Origin of the sequence: Cedecea sp. VD22, from assembly GCF_037150195.1 — a bacterium.
Classification (GTDB): domain Bacteria; phylum Pseudomonadota; class Gammaproteobacteria; order Enterobacterales; family Enterobacteriaceae; genus Cedecea.
Genome location: NZ_JBBCPX010000011.1, coordinates 73,640 through 99,318, shown reverse-complemented (window position 1 = coordinate 99,318; position 25,679 = coordinate 73,640). Strand labels below are relative to the sequence as shown.

Sequence of the window (25,679 nt, the reverse complement as noted above, 5' to 3'; positions counted from 1 at the left end):
CCATTGAGCATTTTGCGAGGTGGCCTATGTCGTTATTTCGTTGTTCTGTTTTGGCGCTGCTTTGCGGCAGCGCACCGTTAGCCTTTAGCGCCCCGCTGCTGCTGGACACTGCACAGCTGGCGCACAGTAAGCAAGAGATTGGCCAGCAAAACCCGGCCCTGATGCCCGCCTGGCAAGCCCTTAAGCATAAAGCCGACCAGGCGCTAATTCATCCGCTCTACAGCATCACCCAAAAAAGCCCCGGCGCACCGGCAGGCGATCCTCACGACTATTACAGCTTTTCTGACTACTGGTGGCCCGATCCTAAAAGCCCCGACGGCCTGCCGTGGGTGCGAAAAGATGGCCAGATCAATCCCGTCGCGGTCGGCAAGCAAAGCGATCAAGCCCGCCTGAACAGCATGACCGATGACGTATGGAATCTGGCGCTGGCCTGGCAGCTATCCGGTAAAGATACCTACGCGGATAAAGCCCGCCAGCAGCTGGTGAATTGGTTTATCACGCCGGAAACCCGGATGACGCCGAATCTCGCTCACGCCCAAACCATTCCCGGGAGAAAAGGCGTGCGCGGCACTGGTATTCTCGACGGACGCGGCTTTGTGCGGCTTATTGATGCCATTGAGCTGCTGCACGACGGCGGAAAGCTGGATGATAAAACCTGGCGCTCGCTCAGGCAGTGGTACCGGGATTATTACCAGTGGCTGACCACCAGCGAAAACGGCCAAAAAGAGGCTGCGGCTGAAAATAATCATGGCACCTGGTACGACGTTCAGGCCGCCGCGATTGCCCTGTGGCTGGGGGATAAGGACGCGGCCAAACAGCGTTTGATTTCTGCCACCCAGCGCATTCCGGTGCAGTTTGACGCCAAAGGCGTGCCGGTGACGGAAATTGAGCGCACGCGTTCCTGGCACTACAGCAACTTTATTCTCGATGCCTGGAACCCGTTAGGGCTGTTGGGTGAAAAAGTTGGGGTCAACGTCTGGCAGGCCAAAAGCGGTGAACACAGCCTGCAAAATGGCTACCTTTACATCGCCCAGTTTGTCGATAGCCAAACCCCGTGGCCGTACCCCAATATCGAGCCGTTCAAGCCCGATGAGGCGCTGGAAAATATGGTGACCGCGGCACATGCCTGGCGGGAAAATAATACATTTAAAGACAAAGCCCAATGGCTGCTTAACCGGAATAAAACTGCCGTCATTAATTTAATTGCTCAGCCGTAATACGCCTGTCATTTCAGCCTGAATCACCCAAATTCAGGCTGAATATTCACCTCATTGACAAAAAATATTCCACCGCACTTATTCCCTCTCAGGCCAGTGCTCATGGGAAATTTCTCCCACATTCATCGCTCGGATATTTTGACATCACAGAATCGAGGGTTGCCTCAGATTCTTAGTATGTTAGGGTATATACCGGTCATTATTTCCATCAGGAATCATCTATAAATAAATTAAATACAGGAAGCCGTTTATTGCATGGCAATTAAATTAGAAGTGAAGAATTTATATAAAGTATTTGGCGAACATCCACAGCGCGCGTTCAAATACATTGAGAAGGGCATTTCCAAGAGTGAATTACTGGAAAAAACGGGTCTGTCGCTTGGCGTAAAAGACGCCAGTCTGGCCATTGAAGAAGGCGAGATTTTTGTCATCATGGGGTTGTCCGGCTCAGGAAAATCCACCATGGTTCGCCTTCTCAATCGCCTGATTGAACCCACCCGTGGACAGGTACTGATTGACGGCATTGATATTGCCAAAATATCAGACTCAGAACTCCGCGAGGTGCGCAAAAAAAAGATCGCAATGGTCTTCCAGTCCTTTGCTTTAATGCCGCATATGACGGTGTTAAATAATGCCGCTTTCGGTATGGAGCTTGCGGGAATTCCGGTCAAAGAACGGCATGAAAAAGCGCTGGATGCGCTACGTCAGGTCGGACTTGAGAATTATGCTCATGCTTATCCCGATGAATTGTCCGGCGGGATGCGTCAGCGCGTAGGTCTAGCCCGTGCGCTGGCCATAAATCCAGACATATTACTTATGGATGAAGCCTTCTCCGCGCTTGACCCCTTAATTCGGACCGAAATGCAGGACGAATTAATTAAGCTGCAGGCAAAACATCAGCGCACCATCGTGTTTATTTCCCACGATCTCGACGAAGCCATGCGTATTGGCGATCGCATTGCCATTATGCAGGGCGGCGAAGTGGTGCAGGTCGGTACGCCGGATGAAATCTTAAATAATCCGGCCAACGATTACGTGCGCACCTTCTTCCGCGGCGTGGACATCAGCCAGGTCTTTAGTGCCAAAGATATTGCCCGCCGCAGCCCGGCTGGGTTACTGCGTAAAACCAGCGGCTTTGGCCCTCGTTCGGCGTTGAAACTGCTGCAGGATGACGACCGCGAATATGGCTATGTCATTGAGCGCGGACAAAAATTCCTTGGCATCGTCTCCACAGATTCGCTAAAAGCGGCACTGGCGGCGGGCGAAGGTCTGGACCATGCGTTTCTGGCTTCCCCGGAGGCGGTTTCCGCCGAAACCTCGCTGAGCGATCTGCTCTCTCATGTCGGCCAGGCTCCGTGCGCGGTGCCGGTGGTCAGCGAAGAGGGGCAGTACGTGGGCATCATCTCAAAAGGGGTGCTGCTGCAGGCATTAGATCGTGAGGGGGCAAGTCAATGAGTGACGCAACTAATCCATGGGATACCGGCAGCGCGGCAACAGACGCCGCAACCAGTCAGGCAACAGGTTCTGCAGACGCATGGGGCGCTCCGGCGTCGGATGCGGCCACCAGCGGAGGCGCTGACTGGCTGAATTCGGCCCCGGCAGCCGCGCCTGAACATTTCAATATTCTGGATCCGTTCCACAAAACGCTGATCCCTCTCGACAGCTGGGTGACGGAGGGGATCGACTGGGTGGTGACCCATTTCCGCCCGGTGTTCCAGGGCATTCGCGTACCGGTGGATTATATTCTCAGCGGCTTCCAGCAGCTGCTTTTGGGGATGCCCGCGCCGGTCGCGATTATCGTCTTTGCGCTGATTGCCTGGCAAATGTCCAGTCTCGGCATGGGCGTCGCCACGCTGATCTCGCTGGTCGCCATTGGCGCGATTGGGGCCTGGTCGCAGGCGATGGTCACTCTCGCGCTGGTGCTGACGGCCCTGCTGTTTTGTATGGTGCTAGGCCTGCCTCTCGGGATTTGGCTGGCGCGCAGCGAACGTGCGGCGAAAATCGTTCGCCCCTTGCTGGATGCCATGCAGACCACCCCGGCGTTTGTTTACCTGGTGCCTATCGTGATGCTGTTCGGCATCGGCAACGTGCCTGGCGTGGTGGTGACGATTATCTTTGCCCTGCCGCCTATCGTGCGCCTGACTATCCTGGGCATTAAGCAGGTGCCGGAAGATTTGGTCGAAGCGGCGCGCTCATTCGGTGCCAGCCCGCGCCAGATGTTGTTCAAAGTGCAGCTTCCGCTGGCGATGCCAACCATTATGGCCGGCGTTAACCAGACGCTGATGCTGGCGCTGTCGATGGTGGTTATCGCGTCGATGATTGCCGTGGGAGGGCTCGGCCAGATGGTTCTGCGCGGCATTGGCCGCCTTGATATGGGTCTGGCTACGGTCGGTGGCGTGGGGATCGTGATCCTGGCCATTATTCTCGACCGCCTGACTCAGTCCATTGGGCGCGATTCCCGCTCCCGTGGCAACCGCCGCTGGTATACCACCGGCCCGCTGGGTCTTGTGACCCGTCCCTTCATGAAATAAGCCTGGCGGCGGCTTCGGCCGCCCCTCGCCCCATCACCATTAAAAAGGAATAACGATGCGACACAACGCTATTTTAGCCACAGCTCTTGCGACACTCGTTACCACCAGCGCTTTTGCCGCAGACCTGCCGGGCAAAGGCATTACCGTTCAGCCGGTACAGAGCACCATCGCCGAAGAAACCTTCCAGACGCTGCTGGTCAGCCGCGCGCTGGAGAAAATGGGCTACACCGTGAACAAGCCAAGCGAGGTGGACTATAACGTAGGCTACACCTCCATCGCTTCCGGCGACGCCACCTTCACCGCCGTTAACTGGCAGCCGCTGCATGATGATATGTACGCCGCTGCGGGCGGGAGCAAGAAATTCTACCGGGAAGGCACCTTCGTGACCGGCGCGGCTCAGGGCTACCTTATTGATAAGAAAACCGCTGACCAGTACCACATCACCAATATCGAGCAGCTTAAAGATCCGAAAATCGCCAAACTGTTCGACAGCAACGGCGACGGCAAAGCTGACATGATGGGCTGTACGCCAGGCTGGGGCTGCGAGGCGGTGATTAATCACCAGAATGAAGCCTATAAGCTGGCGAATACCGTGACCGTGAACCACGGCAACTACTCGGCGATGATGGCCGACACTATCGCGCGCTTCAAAGAAGGTAAGCCGGTGCTGTATTACACCTGGACACCGTACTGGGTGAGCGATGTGCTGAAGCCGGGCAAAGACGTGGTGTGGCTGCAAGTGCCGTTCTCTTCCCTGCCGGGCGAGCAGAAAGATATTGATACTAAACTGCCTAACGGGGCGAACTACGGCTTCCCGGTGAACACCATGCACATTGTTGCCAACAAGGCCTGGGCCGAGAAAAACCCACAGGCGGCGAAGCTGTTTGCCGTCATGAAATTACCGCTGGCGGATATCAATGCCCAGAATGCGATGATGCATAACGGTAAGTCTTCTGAGGCCGACATTAACGGCCACGTCGACGGCTGGATTAAGGCGCACCAGGCGCAGTTTGACGGCTGGGTGAAAGAGGCACTGGCGGCGAAATAAACCGCCCCTCACCCTGACCCTCTCCCCAAAAGGGATAGGGGATAAACAGACAAACACCTTTTCTCTTCTCCTTCTTTTCCCCCTCTCCCTTCCAGGGAGAGGGCCGGGGTGAGGGTCAATAACCGCACGATCCGACACCCACCTTCGCTTCTGCTGTCATCATTTTTCGCTATTATTCAGACCTCTCTTTGGCAAGTTGAAGATAATAATGAAAAACAATACTCACGGACTCAGCCCGGCGCTGATCGTCCTGATGTCCGTCGCGACCGGCCTCGCGGTTGCCAGCAACTACTACGCGCAGCCGCTGCTCGACACCATCGCAAACGCCTTTTCACTCTCGGTGAATCAGGCCGGATTTATCGTTACCACTGCACAGCTCGGCTATGCCGCAGGGCTGTTGCTGCTGGTGCCGCTTGGGGATATGTTCGAGCGCCGGGGCCTGATCGTCTTTATGACGCTGCTGGCAGCCGGTGGGATGCTGATCACCGCCACCAGCCAGTCCCTGTGGATGATGATTCTGGGCACCGCGCTGACCGGGCTCTTCTCCGTGGTCGCGCAGATTCTTGTGCCGTTTGCCGCGACGCTCGCGGCACCGGAAAAGCGCGGGAAGGTTGTCGGGACTATCATGAGCGGGCTGCTGCTCGGGATCCTGCTGGCGCGTACCGTCGCCGGTTTATTGGCAAGCCTTGGCGGCTGGCGCACCGTTTATTGGGTTGCCAGCGTGCTGATGGCGCTGATGGCGCTGGCCCTGTGGCGCGGGCTGCCGCAGGTGAAGCAGGACAGCCACCTCAACTACCCGCAACTGCTGACCTCAATCTTCAGCCTGTTTATTAAAAACAGCCTGCTGCGCACCCGCGCCTTGCTGGGCTGCCTGACCTTCGCCAACTTCAGCATTCTCTGGACGTCGATGGCGTTCCTGCTGGCCTCGCCGCCGTTTAACTATTCCGAAGGGGTTATCGGCCTGTTCGGCCTTGCGGGAGCCGCTGGCGCGCTCGGCGCTCGCCCCGCAGGCGGGCTGGTTGATAAGGGCAAAGGGCACCACACCACCACCATTGGTCTGCTGCTGCTGTTACTTTCCTGGGCCGCAATCGCTTTTGGTCAGTTCTCTGCCCTCGCCCTGATTGTGGGTATCCTGGTGCTGGATCTCACCGTCCAGGGCGTCCACATCACCAACCAGAGCCTGATATACCGCATGATGCCGGAAGCCCGTAACCGACTGACCGCCGGGTACATGACCAGCTACTTCATTGGCGGCGCGGCGGGTTCTTTGATTTCAGCGAGCGCTTACCAACATGCCGGCTGGAACGGGGTGTGCATTGCCGGCGCCAGCGTCGCCCTACTAAATTTGGTAGTGTGGTGGCGCGGATACCAGCGGCAGGCCGATTAGCGCAATATTGTCGCTTCCCGTAAGGGAAATTGAAGATGTAATGGCGGGGCCAGTCTGTTAAGGTTGTCCCCGTTTACTAATTCGAGTGACATTAACGCAGGTTATTTATTAACACCCTATATGGATAGACCCGCAACTGTTTCAGCTGACAACCGCCACGGGGCGGAATTGTTCTTCAGTCTGAAAGCAGCGTTTCCATTGCCATTTCTCCTGTCCTCAAGGCACAAAGCCTCCGGCTTCGCTGCCGTTAAACGCCGTTATACCACTCGAAACCCATTTTCTCTCCCCACGCTGCTTAGCACTCTGGGCTACGGCTTAGCGTGGTTTACGCCGATGGTGGCAACAACCAAACGTATATAAACGTATAAATAATACATTTACTTTATTTGTCACCATCGTTACTATATCGGCTGCAACTAATGAGGTTATGCCAAAATGGATAGTTCGTTCACGCCCATAGAACAAATGCTGAAGTTCCGCGCCAAACGTTATCAGGAGTTCCCGTACCAGGAAGTTCTGTTGACGCGTCTTTGTATGCACATGCAGGGTAAACTGCTGGAAAACCGCAATAAGATGCTGAAGGCGCAGGGGATCAACGAGACCTTATTCATGGCACTCATTACCCTTGAGTCCCAGGAAAATCACAGCATCCAGCCTTCTGAGCTGAGCTGCGCGCTGGGTTCATCCCGCACCAACGCCACGCGTATTGCCGATGAGCTGGAAAAACGCGGCTGGATTGAGCGCCGTGAAAGCGACAATGACCGCCGCTGCCTGCATCTGCATTTGACCGAAAAAGGTCACGAATTCCTGAGACAGGTCCTGCCACCGCAGCATAACTGCCTGCATCAACTGTGGTCCGCTCTGGATGTTGACGAAAAAACACAGCTGGAAACAATCACCCGTAAGCTGCTCAACCGCCTCGACCAGATGGAAGAGGACAAAGTGATCCTTGAAGCTCTGAGCTAAGCTTTTACCGTCTGTACGTCTGACCACAATCCGATTTCAAAACAACTCTCAGGCCAGCAATCTCCTTGCTGGCCTGTCAGGTCTAACAGGTCGGCTCAGCTGACCGGAAATAATAATAACCAGGTGGAGATTAGCATGAGCGCAAATGCGGAGACTCAAGCCCCGCAGCAACCGGCTAACAAGAAGGGGAAACGTAAAAGCGCCCTGATCTTGTTGACCTTGCTCTTTGTCATTATTGCTGTGGCATATGGAATCTATTGGTTTTTGGTGCTGCGTCACTTTGAAGAGACCGATGATGCTTATGTGGCAGGCAACCAGGTGCAGATCATGGCCCAGGTCTCCGGTAGCGTCACCAAAGTCTGGGCAGACAATACCGATTTTGTGAAACAGGGTGATGTGCTGGTCAGCCTCGACCGCGCCGACGCCGAACAGGCGTTTGAAAAGGCCAAAACCCAACTGGCCTCCAGCGTGCGGCAGACTCGCCAGCTGATGATCAACAGCAAGCAATATCAGGCCAATATCGAACTGCAGAAAACGGCTCTGGCGCAGGCGCAAAGCGACCTGAACCGCCGTATTCCGCTGGGCAGCGCCAACCTGATTGGCCGCGAAGAACTGCAGCACGCCCGTGATGCCGTCACCAGCGCTCAGGCTCAGTTGGATGTGGCCGTGCAGCAATACAATGCTAACCAGGCCATGATTCTCGGCACCAAACTGGAAGAGCAGCCTGCGGTTCAACAGGCGGCGACCGAAGTGCGTAACAGCTGGATGGCGCTGCAGCGTACCACCATCGTCAGCCCGATGACCGGCTATGTTTCCCGCCGTGCCGTGCAGGTTGGCGCCCAAATTAGCCCGTCCACCGCGCTGATGGCCATCGTGCCGGCCAGCGGTATGTGGGTTGACGCTAACTTTAAAGAAACCCAGCTGGCGCATATGCGCATTGGCCAGTCGGCCACCATCGTCAGCGATATCTACGGCGATGACGTGAAGTACACCGGGAAAGTTGTCGGCCTGGATATGGGCACCGGCAGCGCCTTCTCGCTGCTGCCAGCGCAGAACGCCACCGGGAACTGGATCAAAGTGGTTCAGCGTCTGCCGGTACGTATTGAACTGGACGCCAAACAGGTTGAACAGCATCCGCTGCGTATCGGCCTGTCCACGCTGGTGAATGTGGATACCAGCAACCGCGACGGGAGCGTACTGTCCTCTCAGACCCGCACCACGCCGGTTTACGAAAGTAACGCGCGTGAGCTGAATCTGACGCCGGCTAACCAGCTTATTGACCAGATTATTCAGGCCAATGCGGGTTAATAAAGCGGAGGGTGTATGGCACAACAAAAACCGCTAGAAGGCGCCCAGCTGGTCATTATGACCATCGCCCTGTCGCTGGCGACCTTTATGCAGGTGCTGGACTCCACCATCGCTAACGTGGCTATCCCGACGATTGCCGGTAACCTGGGCTCATCCCTGAGCCAGGGGACGTGGGTTATCACCTCGTTTGGGGTGGCAAACGCCATCTCAATCCCGATCACCGGCTGGCTGGCAAAACGCTTCGGGGAAGTGAGGCTTTTCCTGTGGTCGACCGTGCTGTTTGCTATCGCCTCCTGGGCGTGCGGCATGTCCAACAGCCTGACGATGCTGATCTTCTTCCGCGTTATCCAGGGGATCGTTGCCGGGCCGCTGATTCCGCTGTCCCAGAGCCTGTTGCTGAGCAACTACCCGCCCGCCAAGCGCAGCATTGCGCTAGCGCTGTGGTCGATGACGGTGATCGTGGCGCCGATTTGCGGCCCGATACTGGGCGGCTACATCAGCGACAACTATCACTGGGGCTGGATCTTCTTCATCAACGTGCCGATTGGTATCGTCGTGGTGCTGATGGGCCTGCAGGCCCTGCGAGGCCGCGAAACCCGCACAGAGCAGCGCCGCATTGATGGCGTAGGGCTGGCCTTGCTGGTGCTGGGGATCGGTAGCCTGCAGATCATGCTCGACCGGGGTAAAGAGCTGGACTGGTTTAACTCGACCGAAATCATCGTGTTGACGGTGATTGCGGTGGTCACCATCAGCTTCCTGATTGTCTGGGAGCTGACCGACGATAATCCGATAGTCGACCTGTCGCTGTTTAAGTCGCGAAACTTTACCATCGGCTGCCTGTGTATCAGTCTCGCCTACATGCTCTACTTCGGCGCGATTGTGTTGCTGCCGCAGCTGTTGCAGGAAGTGTATGGCTATACCGCAACCTGGGCCGGGCTTGCGTCCGCGCCGGTGGGGGTCATCCCGGTGCTGCTGTCGCCGATTATCGGCCGCTTCGCGCACAAGCTCGATATGCGCCGTCTGGTGACCTTCAGCTTCATTATGTATGCGGTGTGCTTCTACTGGCGCGCCTATACCTTTGAGCCGGGGATGGACTTCGCCGCGTCGGCCTGGCCGCAGTTTATTCAGGGCTTTGCGGTGGCGTGTTTCTTCATGCCGCTGACCACGATTACCCTGTCTGGCCTGCCGCCGGAGCGCCTTGCCGCGGCGTCGAGCCTGTCGAACTTTACCCGTACGCTGGCGGGTTCGATTGGGACGTCGATAACCACCACGCTGTGGACGAACCGCGAGTCGCTGCACCATGCACAGCTCACGGAGTCTGTGACGCCGTATAACCCGAACTCGGTTGAAACCTACAACCAGCTTCAGGGCTTGGGCATGTCGCACCAACAGGCTTCCGGCTACATCGCCCAGCAGATCACCAACCAGGGGCTGATCATCTCCGCCAACGAGATTTTCTGGTTCTCGGCAGGGGTGTTTATTCTGCTGCTTGGGCTGGTGTGGTTTGCCAAACCGCCTTTCGGGGCGGGCGGTGGCGGCGGTGGCGCACACTGACATTCCTCCCTAAAGGAGCCTTCGGGCTCCTTTTTCTTTGCCTCAACCTGGCGGTTTCGCCACACAGGTTGTCAGCTTTGCGCCAGCCCCTGCCCAGATTATTCGTCAGGATAAACAGACCACATGACCTGGAGAATCCTGATGCTGACCAACCCATCGCAAAAATACCTCGCCCATGCGCCGATTCAGTTACCCGACCGACAGTGGCCGGATAGAACCCTGACGCACGCTCCTCGCTGGCTTTCCACTGACCTGCGCGACGGCAATCAGGCGCTGGCCGAGCCGATGGACGCGGCCCGCAAGCTGCGCTTCTGGGATTTACTGCTGAAGTGCGGCTTCAAAGAGATCGAGGTCGCCTTCCCTGCCGCCTCAGAAACCGACTTCCAGTTTGTGCGTCAGCTGATTGAAGAAAATCGTATTCCTGAAGATGTCACCATTCAGGTGCTGACCCAGGCGCGCAGCGACCTGATTGAACGCACCTTTGCATCCCTGGCAGGCGTACACAGCGCCACAGTACATCTGTACAACGCCACCGCCCCACTGTTCCGCAGGCTGGTCTTCCGCCAGAGCAAAGAAGAGATCGTTCAGTTGGCGGTCACCGCCACGCGCCAGGTGCGAGCGCTGTGTGAGGCTAACCCGCAGACGCGCTGGCGCTATGAATATTCCCCGGAAACCTTTTGCTTCACCGAACCGGATTTTGCCCTGCAAATTTGTGAAGCGGTGGCGGATGTCTGGGAACCATCTCCCGATCGACCAATGATTATCAATTTGCCCGCCACCGTGGAGGTGAACACGCCCAACGTCTATGCCGACCAGATTGAGTATTTCTGCCGCCATTTCTCCCGCCGGGATGCGGTGTGCATCAGCGTACATCCACATAACGATCGCGGCAGCGGCGTGGCCAGCGCCGAACTCGCGATCCTCGCCGGTGCGGATCGGGTGGAAGGCTGCCTGTTTGGCAACGGCGAGCGTACCGGGAACGTCTGCCTGGTCACGCTGGCGATGAATCTTTATAGCCAGGGGATTTCGCCGCAGCTGGATTTCAGCGATATGAAGCAGGTGGTGGAACTGGTTGAACAATGCAATCAGTTACCGGTGCACCCTCGCCATCCTTACGCCGGGAAGCTCGCTTTTACCGCTTTTTCCGGGTCGCATCAGGATGCCATTAAGAAAGGGTTTACCGCGCGGGGCGAGTCCAGCTCAGCGCGGTGGGAAATGCCCTATCTGCCCGTTGATCCGAACGATATTGGCTGCAGCTACGAAGCCGTGATCCGCGTCAACAGCCAGTCCGGGAAAAGCGGTGCCGCGTGGATGCTGGAGCAAAACCACGGCCTGGTGCTGCCGCGCGGTTTACAGCAGGACTTTAGTCGCCACGTCCAGGCGCAAACCGACAGGGAGGGGAACGAGATGACGCTGAGCGCCCTGTGGCAGCTGTTCCGCACACTGTATGGCCCGCATCAAACCGCCCCGCGTCAGTTGCTGGATTACCGGACGGAGAGCCAGGCCGATGGTTCACTCCGGCTGTGGGCCCACGTTCAGACGCACGGCGGCGTTATCGCTCTGCAGGGCAAAGGCAACGGTTTACTTTCCGCCGCAGCCGATGCCCTCAAATCTCGTTTTAACCTGGTATTTTCTATTGAGGATTATCATGAGCATACGCTCGGCAGGCACAGCGAAAGCCGCTCGGCGGCTTATCTCCGCTGCACCTTCAGGGAAGGCGTGAGCCGCTGGGGAACCGGCATTGATAACGATGTATCGCGTGCGTCGCTCCAGGCGCTGTTAAACGCGCTGCCCGAGGGTTAATCAGAGAAGAAATATTCGCTCGGTGAAACGCCGAGCGTTCGCCGAAACATAGCGCTGAAGGCGCTGTGGCTTTCATATCCCAGATCCAGCGCAACGCGCAGCACGGACTGCCCCTGGGCAAGGCGCTCAAGCGCCGCCATCAGCCTTGCCCTGCGCAGCCATTCGCTAAACGCCAGACCCGTTTGCTGACGAAAATGGCGCAGCAAGGTTCTCTCACTGACGTTAAGCCGTTCAGCGGCCAGCGCGTTTGTCCAGGGCTGACCGGGTTCCGCCTGAATCTGGCGACACAGCGCCAGTAGCCCCGGTGACTGCGGCTCGGGAAGATTAAACGGCAGCGCGGCGGTGCCCCGAATCTCATCCAGGATAAGCTCGTAAATTCGCTCTGCCCGACTTCCCGCCGGGTAAGCTTCCGGTAACTGGAGCGAGCAGATAATCAGCTCGCGCAGTAAAGCGGATATCTGCACGACCTGGCAAACCGACGGTAAGTCAGCCCGGGCAAACGGATCAATAAACAATGTGCGCGCCGCTACGTGGCCGATGATTTGCAGGCGGTGCTGAGTGCCAGCGGGTAACCAGACGCCGCGCCCCGGCGGAACCACCCAAATCCCCTGCCCGGTTTCGACGCGCACAACGCCGCTCAGCGTATGCAGCAGCTGAGCGCAGTCGTGACTGTGCCAGGGCTCCGAGGCACCATGGCTGTAATCATGGGCAAAAGGAACCAGCGGCCGCGTGGCAAAACTGAATTTCAGGCTGGTGGACATAGTTCGTTTCGTGAGCAAAAAGATGACGATAGCATACCGCAGGCGTAAAAAAAGGAGCCATATGGCTCCTTTTTACTGTGTGCACAAAACTAGATGTGCAGTTCCTGCAGCTTCTCTTTCGGCAGAGCCAGCTCATCATTGCTGTTGACGCTGACGCCATGCTCAATGATGTGGCGCGCGATGTCCTGCGCTTCCTGCAGAGAGTGCATCTGATAAGTCCCGCACTGGTAAACGTTCAGCTCTGGGATCTGGTTTTGCTCTTTCACTTTCAGCACGTCCTGCATCGCCGCTTTCCAGGCATCCGCCACGCGCTGCTCTGCCGGGACACCGATCAGGCTCATGTAGAACCCTGTGCGGCAGCCCATTGGGGAGATGTCGATGATCTCTACCCCGTTCCCGTTCAGGTGGTCACGCATAAAACCGGCGAACAGGTGCTCCAGAGTATGGATCCCTTTTTCCGGCATCACTTCCTTGTTTGGGACACAAAAGCGCAGGTCAAACACCGTAATGGTGTCACCGTGTGGCGTGTGCATAGTTTTGGCTACACGGACTGCAGGCGCACCCATACGAGTATGGTCGACTGTGAAGCTATCCAACAACGGCATCTGGTCACCTCCGATAAAATGATTTTTTTTAAAAATAATTGAAACTATTTTTACGCACGCGAGTCTGAGTATATGAAAGACGCGCATTTGTTATCATCATCCCTGTTATTCAGAGATGAATATTTGGCCACAAGTATGTGGCCATTTTCTTTTCTGTCAGGCATTCTTTTCCAGCCAGCTATCGAACGACTCCGTATCCGCCGCCTCAATATCCCGCTGACGCTGCCATGAAGCATCATGCTCTTTCTGCAGGGCATCCGCGGTTAAAATCTCCAACGGCTCCTGAATCAGCATCTGACGGTATTGTTCAGCCAGCGCAAGGCCGGTGCCACCAATCCCGTTATCAATCATAGAACGTAAAATACGTGCTGAATACGTTAATTCTGGATCGTCAAAGCTGGCAACCAGTTGGTCACAAACTTGCTGGTATTCCTGGCTGTCGGTCATGCCGTCCAGCGTTTCCGCCACGCGGCGTAAATCGGTGAACAGATCTTTGCCTACTTTTGACAGCGGGTGCTGAGCCGTTTCACAGCCAATACCAAGGGTAAGCCCAGGTTTGCGCCCTTCCAGAATCACTCGGTTCCAGTTGGTGCGGGTGCACAGCAGCTCGTCGCTGCTCATCTCCGGCGCATCCGCCAGTACGCACCAAATCATAAACAGGTCGAGGAAGCGAACCTGCTGCTCATCCACGCCGATTGGCGAGAACGGGTTGATATCCAGCGAACGCACTTCGATATACTCGATGCCGCCGCGCAGCAGCGCATCCGACGGCGACTCTCCGTCACGCGTCACGCGCTTTGGACGAATCGGCGCATAGAGTTCGTTTTCAATTTGCAGCACGTTGGTGTTGAGCTGCAGGTGCTTGCCGTCCTTCATCAAACCAATCTGAGCGTACTCTTCCGACGGGGTTTTAATCGCCCGCTTCAGCGCATCGACATAGGTGATCAGATCGTTGAAGGTAATGCCCAGATTGCTCTGCGACTTGTTGGTGTAACCCAGATCGCTCAGGCGTAATGACGTGGCATACGGCAGGTAATACATGCCGCATTCGGTTTTCTCAAACGGCAACGCGCTCTCTTTGCCCTGCAGGAATGAAGAGCAAATAGCCGGAGAAGCACCGAACAAATAAGGGATAACCCAACCAAAGCGGTAATAGTTGCGGATCAGGCGGAAATAACCGGCAGAAATGGCCTCTTTGCCACTTTCTGCGTCCTGTACGCCGCATTTTGCCTGCCAGAAAGCCATCGGCAGGGAGAAATTGTAATGCACGCCGGAGATGGTCTGCATCAGCGCGCCATAACGATTTTTCAGCCCTTCGCGGTACAGCGTTTTAAAGCGCCCCGCATTAGAAGAACCGTACTGGGCCAGCTCGATGTTCTGACCGTCGTCGATGTAACACGGCATACTTAGCGGCCACATACGTTCCTCGCCCAGTTCACGCGCCGTGTGGCGATGAATGTCACGCAGGAAGGTCAGCATATGGTCAATGTCACCATCAACCGGGGTAATAAATTCCAGGAGGGCTTCGGCGAAGTCCGTGGTAATCCATTTATGTGTAAACGCTGAGCCAAGGCTTTCAGGATGCCCGGTGGTGGCTAAATCGCCTTCTGGCGTCACGCGCAGCGTTTCACGCTCAAGACCACGGCAAATGCCTTTTACTGCTTCAGGGTGTTTTTCCAGCCAGGCCAAAGCCTGTGATACGTCCGGGATCAAATTGACCTCCCGCCTGTCGAATTTATTTTAATAAGCATAATTGTTTTCGCCGGTGATGAAGACTCATCCCACGCAATTAGTGCCACCACGCCATGCCTTGTACCGTTGCAGCCGCGACAACGATGTAGCGTAGCGCTTTGCCAAGGCATAAAAAGAATATCACCGGCCCCCAGCTCAGGCGTAACCACCCGGCCAGCAGGCATAACAGATCGCCTATCAGCGGCATCCAGCTCAGTAACAACGTCGCTGGGCCAAAACGAGTCAACCAGTCGGTCGCTTTCCCCTGCCAGCGCGATTGTATACGCTGCGGGAAAAAGCGCCCCAGAATAACGTTAGTCATACCGCCAAGGCTATTACCGATTGTTGCTATTATCACAAGAACCGATACCGGGCCGCTACCGGCAACCAAAAGCGCCACAAGTACCGCTTCTGAGCTCCCCGGCAGCAGCGTCGCGCTCAGGAAACTGCTGGTGAACAGTGAAAGGAGCGATAGCGTGTCGCTCACAGTAAGCGCACGTCCACAACATCCATTCCCGCGCTACGCGCCGCCTGAAGACCAAAATCAGCATCTTCAAATACCACACATTTTTCCGGCGCCACGCCCATCAGTTCGGCGCAGCGTAAGAAGGTATCAGGTGCTGGCTTATGGTGTTTAACATGATCTGCTGCCACGACCGCCGCAAAATACTGACGTAAACCAAGATGCTTAAGCAGCGCTTCTGCAATATCGCTTTCGCTACCTGTGCCGACCGACATCGGACGGCGGCCATGCCAGGCTTTCACCACTTCAATCAGCGGCAGCGGACGCACGGTATCAAGCAGCATGGCTCGAACGGCAACAGTTTTTTCAGCCGCCAGACTGTGGGGATCGAGATCGGCATTGTGGCTTTCGATAATTGCAGCAGCAATTTTCCAGCTTGGCGCGCCATTCAGGGCAACCATCGCCTGCTCGTCGAAGCTCATGCCATAGCGGCCAAGGGTTTCGTGCCAGGCTTTACGGTGAGTCGGCTCCGTATCAAGGATCGTGCCGTCCATATCAAAGATTAAACCGTCATAGCGATCGTACATCTCACCCTCACTTCACTGAATGTCGAGGCGGTACTTTAGCGTAAATGGCTGAAATTGTCGCTGTCTGCGGGTAGAGGCGATATTGCGAATAAGGAGTATGAAAAGCTGAACGGTATATTTGTAACAGGGGAATTTAAATGAAGTTTGAAGGGGTGAGTCGTGCTGGTGAGAAAGTAACTTTCTCTTTCACACCGTCATCGCTAATGATGAGGAAGAATATGGTGCATCCGGGAGGATGACTCACCGAAGGCTCGCCCTAAAGGGCCGTTGCTGAAGCAACGTTATCCTCCCTGGTGTTGGCGGAGAAAGTAACTTTCTCTTTCACACCGTCATCGCTAATGATGAGGAAGAAAATGGTGCATCCGGGAGGATTCGAACCTCCGACCGCTCGGTTCGTAGCCGAGTACTCTATCCAGCTGAGCTACGGATGCATCGGGATTACTGCTTTTACTGCTGACTCAATGTCGCTCATCATGCCGCAACACTGATGAAAATGGTGCATCCGGGAGGATGACTCACCGAAGGCTCGCCCTAAAGGGCCGTTGCTGAAGCAACGTTATCCTCCCTGGTGCTTGCGGAGAAATCGACTTTCTCTTTCACACCGTCATCGCTAATGATGAGGAAGAATATGGTGCATCCGGGAGGATTCGAACCTCCGACCGCTCGGTTCGTAGCCGAGTACTCTATCCAGCTGAGCTACGGATGCATCGGGATTACTGCTTTTACTGCTGACTCAGTACTACCTACACTCTCAGGCAATACCGGAGAAGAATGGTGCATCCGGGAGGATGACTCACCGAAGGCTCGCCCTAAAGGGCCGTTGCTGAAGCAACGTTATCCTCCCTGGTGCTTGCGGAGAAAGTAACTTTCTCTTTCACACCGTCATCGCTAATGATGAGGAAGAATATGGTGCATCCGGGAGGATTCGAACCTCCGACCGCTCGGTTCGTAGCCGAGTACTCTATCCAGCTGAGCTACGGATGCAAAATGGCGGTGAGGCGGGGATTCGAACCCCGGATGCAGCTTTTGACCGCATACTCCCTTAGCAGGGGAGCGCCTTCAGCCTCTCGGCCACCTCACCACACGCCTCTTTCGAGTGCTTCGAGTTACTCGTAAGAGCTTCTCGTCGCTGCGTGGCGCACATATTACTTTCTGGGACTTATAAGTCAAACAATTTTTCCCTACTCGCTATCGATTGCACAAATCACGCTCGATTAGCGTAATTTGGAGGCAAAAAGAGTGTTTTATCAACAGGCAAACGGCAATACACGCGCAGAAACGGCACGCTGATAAGCGAAGCAAAAATGACGTTAACGGGAGAGAAAGGAAACAGCAGGCAGAAGAGGTGCGCCTCGCTGTAGATTTCAGCGAGGCGCGATATTTTTAGAAATTCGTTTGCTGGGATTTTTCAGCCTGGATACGTTGGTAGATTTCTTCGCGGTGTACAGAGACTTCCTTCGGGGCGTTAACACCGATACGGACCTGGTTGCCTTTTACCCCAAGCACAGTCACGGTCACCTCATCCCCAATCATAAGGGTCTCACCAACTCGACGAGTCAGAATTAACATTCTTTGCTCCTTGAAAGATTAAAAGAGTCGGGTCTCTGTATCCCGGCATTATCCATCATATAACGCGAAATCGTAACGAATGACAAATAGATAACACGCACTCTGTCATAGCATTACACTCTGTTATATCTAAGTTTAGCCGATATACACAACTTCAACCTGACTTTATCATTATTGATAGTGTGTAAATGGTAGTACGCCATAACTGAGAACAGTTATGGCGCAATTACACTTTTAGTTATTTTCAGAGTTTTGCCGTAACCCAGGCCTCAACGCCGGCCAGTGCGCCCGGCAATGCCGCTGCGTCTGTACCACCCGCCTGAGCCATATCAGGACGACCGCCCCCTTTGCCGCCTACCTGCTGTGCAACCATCCCCACCAGTTCCCCCGCTTTCACGCGGTCGGTCACTTCTTTGGAGACACCAGCAATCAGAGACACTTTCCCTTCTGCCACGGTGGCCAGAACAATTACGGCGGAGCCGAGCTGATTTTTCAGGTCATCGACCATAGTGCGCAACATCTTAGGCTCGACGTTGCTCAGCTCGCTTACCAGTAATTTAACGCCTTTTACTTCAACCGCTTTGCTGGAGAGGTTTGCGCTCTCCTGCGAAGCCTGCTGTTCTTTCAACTGCTGCAGCTCTTTTTCCAGCTGGCGGGTACGTTCCAGCACCGAACGGACTTTCTCGTTCAGGTTCTGGCTGTCGCCTTTCAGCAGTTGAGCGATGTCGTGCAGCTGGTCGCTTTGCGCATGGAGATTGGCCAGTGCGCCTTCGCCAGTCACGGCTTCAATACGACGCACCCCAGCCGCCGTACCGGACTCCGCAACAATGCGGAACAGACCGATGTCGCCCGTACGGGATGCGTGAGTACCGCCACACAGCTCGGTGGAGAAGTCCCCCATGCTCAGAACGCGCACATGGTCGTCATACTTCTCGCCAAACAGCGCCATTGCGCCCTTCGCTTTCGCTGCTTCGAGATCCATGACGTTGGTCTCAACAGGCAGGTTACGGCGAATCTGCGCGTTAACGATATCTTCTACGGCGCGGATTTCAGCCGGCTTCATCGCTTCAAAATGAGAGAAGTCGAAGCGCAGGCCTTTGTCGTTTACCAAGGAGCCTTTCTGAGCAACATGGGTACCAAGTACCTGACGCAGCGCAGCATGCAGAAGGTGCGTTGCGGAGTGGTTCAGACGAATACGAGCGCGACGAGCTTCATCAACTTTCGCTTCCACGCTGTCGCCGACTTTCAGCACGCCGGAAACCAGCTTGCCCAGGTGGCCGATGGCCTGGCCGTATTTCTGAGTATCGCCAACCGCGAAATCAACGCCGTTACCTTTGACGGTACCTTTGTCGCCAACCTGGCCGCCGGACTCACCATAGAATGGCGTCTCGTTCAGCACCACGACAGCATCCTGACCAGCAGTAATCTGGTCAACGGATTTGCCGTCAACGAACAGCGCGGTCACTTTCGCGTTCAGGTCGAGGCTGTCATAGCCTTTAAATTCAGACGCAGAATCCACGCGGATCATGCTGTTGTAGTCTGCGCCAAAACCGCTGGACTCGCGCGCGCGACGACGCTGCTCTTCCATTGCGGCTTCAAAGCCGGCTTCGTCAACTTTGATGTTGCGCTCGCGGCACACGTCAGCCGTCAGGTCCACAGGGAATCCGTAGGTGTCATACAGGCGGAAAGCGGTTTCGCCATCCAGCGTGTCGCCCTTCAGCTTCGCCAGTTCGTCATCCAGCAGTGCGAGACCACGCTCCAGCGTGCGGGCAAACTGCTCTTCTTCGGTTTTCAGAACCTGCTCAACCAGCGCCTGCTGTTTGGCCAGTTCTTCGCCTGCGGAACCCATGACTTCGACTAGCGGGCCAACCAGCTTATAGAAGAAGGTGTCTTTCGCACCCAGCATGTTGCCGTGGCGAATAGCGCGACGAATGATGCGACGCAGAACGTAACCGCGGTTTTCGTTAGAAGGCGTTACGCCATCCGCGATCAGGAATGCACATGAACGAATGTGGTCCGCAATAACGCGCAGGGATTTGTTCGACAGATCGGTCGCGCCGGTCACTTCGGCAACGGACTGAATCAGCTTTTTGAACAGGTCGATATCGTAGTTGGAATTAACGTGCTGCAGAACAGCTGCAATACGCTCCAGACCCATACCGGTATCTACAGAAGGTTTTGGCAGAGGCAGCATCGTGCCGTCGATCTGACGGTTGAACTGCATGAACACGATGTTCCAGATCTCAATGTAGCGATCGCCATCTTCTTCAGGACTTCCCGGAGGGCCGCCCCAGATGTGATCGCCATGATCGTAGAAAATCTCGGTGCAAGGACCGCAAGGGCCAGTGTCACCCATCTGCCAGAAGTTATCGGATGCGAAGGCTGCGCCTTTATTATCGCCAATGCGAATAATGCGCTCCCGCGGCACACCCACTTCCTTTTCCCAGATCTCATAGGCTTCGTCATCGGTTTCGTAGACGGTCACCCACAGGCGTTCTTTCGGCAGCGCAAACCAGTTTTCGCCGGTCAGCAGTTCCCAGGCAAAGTTAATCGCATCGTGTTTGAAATAGTCGCCAAAGCTGAAGTTACCCAGCATCTCGAAGAAGGTATGGTGACGCGCGGTGTAACCGACGTTTTCCAGATCGTTGTGCTTGCCGCCTGCGCGGACGCAACGCTGAGACGTTGTAGCGCGGGAATAGTTACGTTTGTCGAGGCCCAGGAAAACATCCTTGAACTGGTTCATCCCGGCATTGGTAAACAGCAAAGTTGGATCGTTGTTCGGGACCAGGGAGCTGCTCGCTACAACCTGGTGGCCTTTACTACGGAAAAAATCGAGAAACGCCTGACGGATCTCAGCGGTGCTCTTGCTCATAATTATCCTGGAATCAAGCTAACGAAGAGTTGTAAAGCTGCCATGACGGCCGTAACGCAGACGGCTCAGGCCAGCTTACCTGGAAAAAAGTGGGAATAAGATAAGTTTTCTGGCGAGGGAAGTAAAATCCAGTGTGGCCCTAATCAGCAAAATTTCGCCAGATCTCCTGAATGTCTTCCATAAAGAAACCACGATAGAGAAGAAAACGCTGCACTTTCGCCTTCATCTGCCACTCTGTTGGCAGCGGCGAGCCAAACTTGCGTTCGGCCAGTTCGCGTGCCAGCGGCTGCCAGTCAATTTCACAGGCCATCATCGCGGACTCCCCAATGGCCCGTTCGATGCCCTTTTGCTTCAGTTCTTGCCGAATACGCTGCGGTCCATACCCTTTCCGACTGCGGCTGGCAATAAAACGTGACGCAAACTGCACGTCGTCCAGCCAGCGGTGTTCGTAACACCAGGCAATAACCTTATCAATGTCTTCCTGAGTGACCTCAGGTTCGTCCTCTTTAGCAAATTTTGCCGCAAAGACAGAAGGCGTTGCCAGCTTACGGCGCAGCTCATATTCGCTGTGGTCACGCATGGCAAGAATACGGGTCGCCTTATCCAGAAGGCGGGCAAAAGGGCTGCGGCGGGGAAAAGTGGTGTTGTCGGACATAGGGTCGGGTGGCAAAGATCGATATCAGGAGAGAGAAAGCACAAAGGGCCGCGTTAGCAGCCCTTTGTCTTGTTTTAGAAGTCTTCGTTAGTTTCGACCGCGTCTTCGTCGTGGTCATCAACCGTGAAGTCCGGCGTGCTGTCCTGGTTATTCAGCAGCATTTCGCGCAGTTTCTTCTCAATTTCTTCCGCCATCGGCTTGTTCTCTTTCAGGAAGTTGCTGGCGTTTGCCTTGCCCTGACCGATTTTTTCACCGTTGTAGCTGTACCATGCACCCGCTTTTTCAATCAGCTTGTGCTTCACGCCCAGGTCAACCAGCTCACCGTAGAAGTTGATGCCTTCGCCGTAGAGAATTTGGAATTCAGCCTGTTTAAATGGCGCGGCAATTTTGTTTTTCACGACCTTCACGCGGGTTTCGCTACCGACGACGTTTTCGCCATCCTTCACTGCACCGATACGACGAATGTCGAGACGGACAGACGCGTAGAATTTCAGCGCGTTACCGCCGGTCGTGGTTTCCGGGTTACCGAACATCACGCCAATTTTCATACGGATTTGGTTGATGAAGATCAGCAGCGTGTTGGACTGCTTCAGGTTACCCGCCAGCTTACGCATTGCCTGGCTCATCATACGTGCCGCAAGGCCCATGTGAGAGTCGCCGATTTCACCTTCGATTTCCGCTTTCGGCGTCAGCGCCGCAACGGAGTCAACGATGATGACGTCAACCGCACCTGAACGTGCCAGTGCATCGCAGATTTCCAGCGCCTGCTCACCGGTATCCGGCTGGGAACACAGCAGGTTGTCGATATCAACACCCAGCTTTTTGGCATAAACCGGGTCCAGCGCGTGCTCGGCATCGATGAACGCACAGGTTTTACCGCTTCGCTGTGCGGCCGCAATAACCTGCAGGGTCAGCGTTGTTTTACCGGAAGATTCAGGCCCGTAAATTTCTACGATACGGCCCATTGGCAGGCCGCCGGCGCCCAGCGCGATATCCAGAGAAAGTGAACCGGTAGAGATCGTTTCCACGTCCATGGAGCGGTCTTCACCCAAGCGCATGATGGAGCCTTTACCAAATTGTTTTTCAATCTGGCCCAGTGCTGCCGCTAACGCCTTCTGTTTGTTTTCGTCGATAGCCATTTCTACTCCTGTCATGCTGAGTGATGCGATAATTCGCAACCCCGCGTTCTCAATACTGTTTCGTTGAGGCAATTATACTGTACAATCATACAGTATCAAGTTTATTTTTTAGAAAATCGTCCCACAGGCTCTGCAGGGCGAATTCCGTGGCCTGGCGGCGAACGGCATCGCGGTCGCCGTCAAAGCGCTGCACTTTTGCCAGCGTTCTGCCGTGCTTATCCGCAAACCCAAACCACACCGTACCGACCGGTTTTTCTGGCGTGCCGCCATCTGGCCCGGCGATACCGCTGACAGAAACCGCATAATCCGCTTTCGCGGCGGCAAGCGCTCCCTGAGCCATCTCAAGCACCACGCCTTTACTGACGGCGCCATAGGCTTCCAGCGTGGTTTCGTTCACGCCGATCAGCTGATGTTTGGCTTCATTGCTGTAGGTCACAAAGCCCCGCTCAAACCAGGCTGAGCTGCCGGCAACGTCAGTAATCACTTTCGCGATCCAGCCGCCGGTACAAGATTCAGCAGTAGTCACGGTGGCCCCAAGCTGCCCAAGGCCATTCCCTACCCGCTGGCTTAGCTCAAACAATGCGCTGTCTGTCATGCTGGCTCCGATTGTAGACATATCATTAGCCAACACGATAGCACTTTACGGGCATTGCAGGGGATTACATCGGGATACTCGGGAAGGATTCCAGAAATGGAACGGCCAGCGAAAGCTGGCCGGGAGAAAAACTACTTCATGCTGTTGGCGATGGTGTCCACGTTGTGCTTGAACGCCTTTTCGTAGGTACTTGCCGGGCCGCCAGGGCCTGAAAGCGCCTCAGGATAAAGCTCACCGCCGGGCTTAGCGCCGGTCGCGCTGGCAATTTGCTTCACCAAACGTGGGTCGGTCTGATTTTCGATGAAGTAGGTGGCGATATGTTCATCTTTCAACTGTTTAATCAGAGATGCAACGTCGCTGGCGCTGGCCTGAGCTTCAGTGGAAAAGCCCACTGGTGCCAGGAACGTGACGCCGTAAGCCTCACCAAAGTAGCCAAATGCATCATGGCTGGTCAGTACCTTGCGTTTAGCCTGCGGCACATCCGCAAAGCGTTTTTTCGCCCAGCCGTCTAGCTGCTTCAGGCGAGCTGCATAGCTATCGCCGCTTTTACGGATAGCCGCTGCATCCTGTGGGTCGGCAGCAACCAGCGCTGCAGCAATATTTTCCGCGTAGATTGCCCCGTTTGCCGCGCTGTTCCACGCATGTGGGTCAGTGATTGATTTACCGTCTTCTTCCATGCTGCGGGTGTTAATTCCCTGGGAAGCCACGATAACTTTGCCCTTGTAGCCGGACGCCGTCACCAGGCGATCCATCCACCCTTCCATGCCGAGCCCGCTCACAATCACCACATCCGCATTACGCAACGCGACGCTGTCTTTCGGCGAAGGTTCAAAGCTATGCGGGTCGCCATCCGGCCCCACCAGGCTGGTGACTTTGACGTGATCGCCGCCAACCTGCTTAGCCATGTCGGCCAGCACGGTAAAACTTGCCACTACATTCAGCGTTTTCGCTGCAGCCATCTGGCTGGAGAGCGCCAGAGCCAGCGCAATACCAATCCCTAAACGTTTCATTTAACCCCCTTTATGATTGCCAATTTCCTACGCAGCAGGCTCCCTGCAAGCACGCTGCGCGGTCCGAAAAGTATTGAGATAAAGAATGCGACGCTCGCGGTAAGCACAATGGCCGGCCCGGCGGGTAACGAGGCGTAGAAAGACCACACCAGCCCTAACCAGGCACAAATCAGGCCACACACCACGGCAAGAGCGATCGAGCCCGGCAATGTCTTAGCCCAGCAGCGCGCGGCAATGGCGGGGAGCATCATCAGGCCAACGGACATTAATGTGCCGAGGATTTGGAAACCGGCCACCAGGTTAAGCACCAGCAGCGCCAAAAACGTGCCGTGTATCAGCGACGGCAGCAGCCGGTTGTTCACCTGTAAAAAGCTGCGGTCAAACGACTCCAGCACCAGGCCGCGATAAAGCAGCGCCAGTGCAATCAGCGTCACGCTTGCAATGAGCCCCACAAACTTAATAGCCTCACCATCCACGGCGAGAATTGAGCCAAATAGCAGGTGCAGCAGGTCAACGCTTGAACCGCGCAATGATATCAACGTCACGCCGAGTGCCAGCGACCCAAGGTAGAATCCGGCAAAGCTGGCATCTTCTTTTAACGGCGTCCGGGCGCTAACCCAGCCGGAAAGTAAAGCCACCAGCACGCCAGCGACAAACCCACCAATGCCCATTGCCACCAGAGACATACCGGCAACCAGATAACCCACGGCAACGCCGGGTAAAATGGCATGAGAAAGCGCGTCACCCACCAGACTCATACGACGAAGCAGAAGAAAAATGCCGAGCGGAACGGTACTCAGAGAAAGCGACAGGCAGGCCACCAGCGCGCGGCGCATAAAGCCGTAAGCCACAAACGGCTCAATAAAAAGGTGATAAATCATGCAGTTTGTACCAGGCGTGGGCGAAAGGAAGCATATTGCGCTAAGGCTTCGTCGGCGTTACCCCACTGGTAACCCTCCGGGGTGAGCAGCAAGACTTCAGGAAAATGCCGACGTACCAGCTCGTTGTTATGCAGCACGCTGATAAGCGTCTTGCCATCCCGGTGCATCTGGCACATCAGTTCCATTAAAAATTCACTGGTCTGCGCATCCACGCCGGTGAACGGCTCATCGAGCAGGACCAGCGGTGCGTCCTGAACCAGCAGGCGAGCAAACAGCATGCGTTGAAACTGTCCCCCTGAGAGCACATCAATCGGCCGCAGGTAATGCTCACTTAATCCCACGCGCTCAATCGCTTCCGTCACGCGTTCACGGTGCTGGCGACGAAGGCCGGAAAACAGCCCGCGTCCCGGCCAGCTCCCCATACAAACCACGTCATAAACCGTGGCGGGAAATTGCCGATCCATCTCCCCTAACTGCGGCAGCCAGGCAATGCGCGGGCGCATATTGTCCTGAAACTTTACGCTGCCAGAAATGGGAGGCAGTAGCCCGGCCAGGGTTTTTAACAACGTCGATTTACCGCAGCCGTTCGCCCCAATCACCGCCGTCATGCTGCCGCGCTGAAACTGGCCGCTGAGGGCCGACACAACCACGTTGCCGTAATAGCCCAGCTCGAGATTCTGCAGTTCGATCATGGCAGGATAACCGCCCAATGAATGGCGCCCCACAGGCCGAGGATCAGCAGCGCGACAAGGGCCGCGCGAAATAGCCCGGAAAGGCTAAACAGTGAAGAGGGAGCTGCAACAGACATACCGGCACCAATATTGTTTCGTTATAACATAACATAATCTACCCAGTAGTCCTTGTAAATTCCTGTTTTACACCTCGGCATAAACGAACCCTCAATCAAGCCCCCTTTTCCCTTCCGTTAATCAGAACGTCTTTTTTTCATCTCTTTCACTACCCAATAATCTTTCAAACTAACAGTTTTATATTTCAC

The 25,679-nt window shown here is 55.4% G+C and carries 22 protein-coding genes and 4 tRNA genes; 9 read left to right on the top strand and 17 right to left on the bottom strand.

Annotation, left to right across the window (positions count from 1 at the left end; all coding sequences use genetic code 11):
- Window positions 1–26 precede the first annotated feature (26 nt).
- The 9 genes from WFK85_RS17810 (at window position 27) to leuA (ending at window position 11,814) form a co-directional block, all read left to right on the top strand.
- Entirely contained in the window at window positions 27–1,217 is a 1,191-nt protein-coding gene (locus tag WFK85_RS17810) for an alginate lyase family protein (RefSeq protein ID WP_336709447.1), read from the top strand.
- Window positions 1,218–1,472: 255 nt separating this feature from the next.
- Window positions 1,473–2,672, top strand: a complete 1,200-nt coding sequence (gene proV / locus WFK85_RS17805) for a glycine betaine/L-proline ABC transporter ATP-binding protein ProV (protein WP_008458231.1) — start codon at window positions 1,473–1,475, stop codon at window positions 2,670–2,672.
- Window positions 2,669–3,748, top strand: coding sequence for a glycine betaine/L-proline ABC transporter permease ProW (gene proW / locus WFK85_RS17800; protein ID WP_166879014.1), 1,080 nt, complete (start codon window positions 2,669–2,671; stop codon window positions 3,746–3,748). The genes proV and proW overlap by 4 nt, the downstream gene beginning before the upstream one ends.
- A 55-nt stretch (window positions 3,749–3,803) precedes the next feature.
- Window positions 3,804–4,796 (top strand): glycine betaine/L-proline ABC transporter substrate-binding protein ProX, encoded by a 993-nt coding sequence (gene proX / locus WFK85_RS17795; protein WP_008458237.1) that lies wholly within the window; start codon window positions 3,804–3,806, stop codon window positions 4,794–4,796.
- A gap of 208 nt (window positions 4,797–5,004) precedes the next feature.
- Entirely contained in the window at window positions 5,005–6,183 is a 1,179-nt protein-coding gene (locus tag WFK85_RS17790) for an MFS transporter (protein ID WP_008458239.1), read from the top strand.
- Between the two features lie 435 nt (window positions 6,184–6,618).
- The gene (gene mprA / locus WFK85_RS17785; protein ID WP_336709443.1) at window positions 6,619–7,149 is read left to right on the top strand and encodes a transcriptional repressor MprA; all 531 of its coding nucleotides are present in this window, start codon (window positions 6,619–6,621) and stop codon (window positions 7,147–7,149) included.
- A gap of 135 nt (window positions 7,150–7,284) precedes the next feature.
- Entirely contained in the window at window positions 7,285–8,457 is a 1,173-nt protein-coding gene (emrA, locus tag WFK85_RS17780) for a multidrug efflux MFS transporter periplasmic adaptor subunit EmrA (protein WP_008458242.1), read from the top strand.
- Between the two features lie 15 nt (window positions 8,458–8,472).
- The gene (gene emrB, locus WFK85_RS17775; RefSeq protein ID WP_008458243.1) at window positions 8,473–10,011 is read left to right on the top strand and encodes a multidrug efflux MFS transporter permease subunit EmrB; all 1,539 of its coding nucleotides are present in this window, start codon (window positions 8,473–8,475) and stop codon (window positions 10,009–10,011) included.
- Between the two features lie 141 nt (window positions 10,012–10,152).
- A complete protein-coding gene (gene leuA, locus WFK85_RS17770) occupies window positions 10,153–11,814 on the top strand; it encodes a 2-isopropylmalate synthase (RefSeq protein ID WP_166995744.1) in 1,662 nt (553 codons plus the stop codon).
- On the opposite strand, the gene WFK85_RS17765 is transcribed toward leuA, so the two are convergent.
- The 17 genes from WFK85_RS17765 to WFK85_RS17685 form a co-directional block, all read right to left on the bottom strand.
- A complete protein-coding gene (locus WFK85_RS17765; RefSeq protein ID WP_166995650.1) occupies window positions 11,811–12,575 on the bottom strand; it encodes a helix-turn-helix domain-containing protein in 765 nt (254 codons plus the stop codon). The two genes, leuA and WFK85_RS17765, sit on opposite strands and share 4 nt — an antisense overlap.
- Window positions 12,576–12,664: 89 nt before the next feature.
- Window positions 12,665–13,180, bottom strand: a complete 516-nt coding sequence (luxS, locus tag WFK85_RS17760; RefSeq protein ID WP_008458247.1) for an S-ribosylhomocysteine lyase — start codon at window positions 13,178–13,180, stop codon at window positions 12,665–12,667.
- A gap of 156 nt (window positions 13,181–13,336) precedes the next feature.
- Window positions 13,337–14,893, bottom strand: coding sequence for a glutamate--cysteine ligase (gshA, locus tag WFK85_RS17755; RefSeq protein ID WP_336709442.1), 1,557 nt, complete (start codon window positions 14,891–14,893; stop codon window positions 13,337–13,339).
- A 76-nt stretch (window positions 14,894–14,969) separates the two neighbouring features.
- Entirely contained in the window at window positions 14,970–15,398 is a 429-nt protein-coding gene (locus WFK85_RS17750) for a YqaA family protein (RefSeq protein WP_008458252.1), read from the bottom strand.
- Window positions 15,395–15,961, bottom strand: coding sequence for a fructose-1-phosphate/6-phosphogluconate phosphatase (gene yqaB, locus WFK85_RS17745; RefSeq protein WP_039297558.1), 567 nt, complete (start codon window positions 15,959–15,961; stop codon window positions 15,395–15,397). The genes WFK85_RS17750 and yqaB overlap by 4 nt, the downstream gene beginning before the upstream one ends.
- Window positions 15,962–16,315: 354 nt before the next feature.
- Window positions 16,316–16,392: transfer RNA gene (locus WFK85_RS17740), tRNA-Arg, on the bottom strand.
- Window positions 16,393–16,590: 198 nt separating this feature from the next.
- Window positions 16,591–16,667 (bottom strand) — tRNA-Arg (locus tag WFK85_RS17735).
- Between the two features lie 201 nt (window positions 16,668–16,868).
- Window positions 16,869–16,945: transfer RNA gene (locus tag WFK85_RS17730), tRNA-Arg, on the bottom strand.
- A 4-nt stretch (window positions 16,946–16,949) separates the two neighbouring features.
- Window positions 16,950–17,042, bottom strand: a tRNA-Ser gene (locus tag WFK85_RS17725).
- Between the two features lie 302 nt (window positions 17,043–17,344).
- Window positions 17,345–17,530, bottom strand: coding sequence for a carbon storage regulator CsrA (gene csrA / locus WFK85_RS17720; protein ID WP_008458257.1), 186 nt, complete (start codon window positions 17,528–17,530; stop codon window positions 17,345–17,347).
- 244 nt (window positions 17,531–17,774) lie between these two features.
- The gene (gene alaS / locus WFK85_RS17715; RefSeq protein WP_336709862.1) at window positions 17,775–20,402 is read right to left on the bottom strand and encodes an alanine--tRNA ligase; all 2,628 of its coding nucleotides are present in this window, start codon (window positions 20,400–20,402) and stop codon (window positions 17,775–17,777) included.
- A 139-nt stretch (window positions 20,403–20,541) separates the two neighbouring features.
- Window positions 20,542–21,057, bottom strand: a complete 516-nt coding sequence (locus WFK85_RS17710; protein WP_166995646.1) for a RecX family transcriptional regulator — start codon at window positions 21,055–21,057, stop codon at window positions 20,542–20,544.
- A 74-nt stretch (window positions 21,058–21,131) separates the two neighbouring features.
- Window positions 21,132–22,196 carry a recombinase RecA gene (recA, locus tag WFK85_RS17705; protein WP_008458263.1) on the bottom strand — a complete coding sequence of 355 codons (1,065 nt, stop codon included), beginning with the start codon at window positions 22,194–22,196 and terminating at the stop codon, window positions 21,132–21,134.
- An 85-nt stretch (window positions 22,197–22,281) separates the two neighbouring features.
- Entirely contained in the window at window positions 22,282–22,791 is a 510-nt protein-coding gene (pncC, locus tag WFK85_RS17700) for a nicotinamide-nucleotide amidase (RefSeq protein ID WP_166868356.1), read from the bottom strand.
- 131 nt (window positions 22,792–22,922) lie between these two features.
- Window positions 22,923–23,801, bottom strand: coding sequence for a metal ABC transporter solute-binding protein, Zn/Mn family (locus WFK85_RS17695; RefSeq protein WP_166995642.1), 879 nt, complete (start codon window positions 23,799–23,801; stop codon window positions 22,923–22,925).
- Complete coding sequence (locus WFK85_RS17690) at window positions 23,798–24,682, bottom strand: metal ABC transporter permease (protein WP_008458268.1); 885 nt, start codon at window positions 24,680–24,682, stop codon at window positions 23,798–23,800. Before WFK85_RS17690 ends, WFK85_RS17695 begins: the two co-directional genes overlap by 4 nt.
- Window positions 24,679–25,374, bottom strand: a complete 696-nt coding sequence (locus WFK85_RS17685; RefSeq protein ID WP_034809049.1) for a metal ABC transporter ATP-binding protein — start codon at window positions 25,372–25,374, stop codon at window positions 24,679–24,681. The genes WFK85_RS17690 and WFK85_RS17685 overlap by 4 nt, the downstream gene beginning before the upstream one ends.
- Window positions 25,375–25,679 lie beyond the last annotated feature (305 nt).

Coding starts and splice junctions, on each gene's coding strand:
- WFK85_RS17810 (WP_336709447.1), top strand. CDS start 27: ATGTCGTTATTTCGTTGTTCTGTTTTGGCGCTGCTTTGCGGCAGCGCA.
- proV (WP_008458231.1), top strand. CDS start 1,473: ATGGCAATTAAATTAGAAGTGAAGAATTTATATAAAGTATTTGGCGAA.
- proW (WP_166879014.1), top strand. CDS start 2,669: ATGAGTGACGCAACTAATCCATGGGATACCGGCAGCGCGGCAACAGAC.
- proX (WP_008458237.1), top strand. CDS start 3,804: ATGCGACACAACGCTATTTTAGCCACAGCTCTTGCGACACTCGTTACC.
- WFK85_RS17790 (WP_008458239.1), top strand. CDS start 5,005: ATGAAAAACAATACTCACGGACTCAGCCCGGCGCTGATCGTCCTGATG.
- mprA (WP_336709443.1), top strand. CDS start 6,619: ATGGATAGTTCGTTCACGCCCATAGAACAAATGCTGAAGTTCCGCGCC.
- emrA (WP_008458242.1), top strand. CDS start 7,285: ATGAGCGCAAATGCGGAGACTCAAGCCCCGCAGCAACCGGCTAACAAG.
- emrB (WP_008458243.1), top strand. CDS start 8,473: ATGGCACAACAAAAACCGCTAGAAGGCGCCCAGCTGGTCATTATGACC.
- leuA (WP_166995744.1), top strand. CDS start 10,153: ATGCTGACCAACCCATCGCAAAAATACCTCGCCCATGCGCCGATTCAG.
- WFK85_RS17765 (WP_166995650.1), bottom strand. CDS start 12,575: ATGTCCACCAGCCTGAAATTCAGTTTTGCCACGCGGCCGCTGGTTCCT.
- luxS (WP_008458247.1), bottom strand. CDS start 13,180: ATGCCGTTGTTGGATAGCTTCACAGTCGACCATACTCGTATGGGTGCG.
- yqaB (WP_039297558.1), bottom strand. CDS start 15,961: ATGTACGATCGCTATGACGGTTTAATCTTTGATATGGACGGCACGATC.
- csrA (WP_008458257.1), bottom strand. CDS start 17,530: ATGTTAATTCTGACTCGTCGAGTTGGTGAGACCCTTATGATTGGGGAT.
- alaS (WP_336709862.1), bottom strand. CDS start 20,402: ATGAGCAAGAGCACCGCTGAGATCCGTCAGGCGTTTCTCGATTTTTTC.
- WFK85_RS17710 (WP_166995646.1), bottom strand. CDS start 21,057: ATGTCCGACAACACCACTTTTCCCCGCCGCAGCCCTTTTGCCCGCCTT.
- recA (WP_008458263.1), bottom strand. CDS start 22,196: ATGGCTATCGACGAAAACAAACAGAAGGCGTTAGCGGCAGCACTGGGC.
- pncC (WP_166868356.1), bottom strand. CDS start 22,791: ATGACAGACAGCGCATTGTTTGAGCTAAGCCAGCGGGTAGGGAATGGC.
- WFK85_RS17695 (WP_166995642.1), bottom strand. CDS start 23,801: ATGAAACGTTTAGGGATTGGTATTGCGCTGGCTCTGGCGCTCTCCAGC.
- WFK85_RS17690 (WP_008458268.1), bottom strand. CDS start 24,682: ATGATTTATCACCTTTTTATTGAGCCGTTTGTGGCTTACGGCTTTATG.
- WFK85_RS17685 (WP_034809049.1), bottom strand. CDS start 25,374: ATGATCGAACTGCAGAATCTCGAGCTGGGCTATTACGGCAACGTGGTT.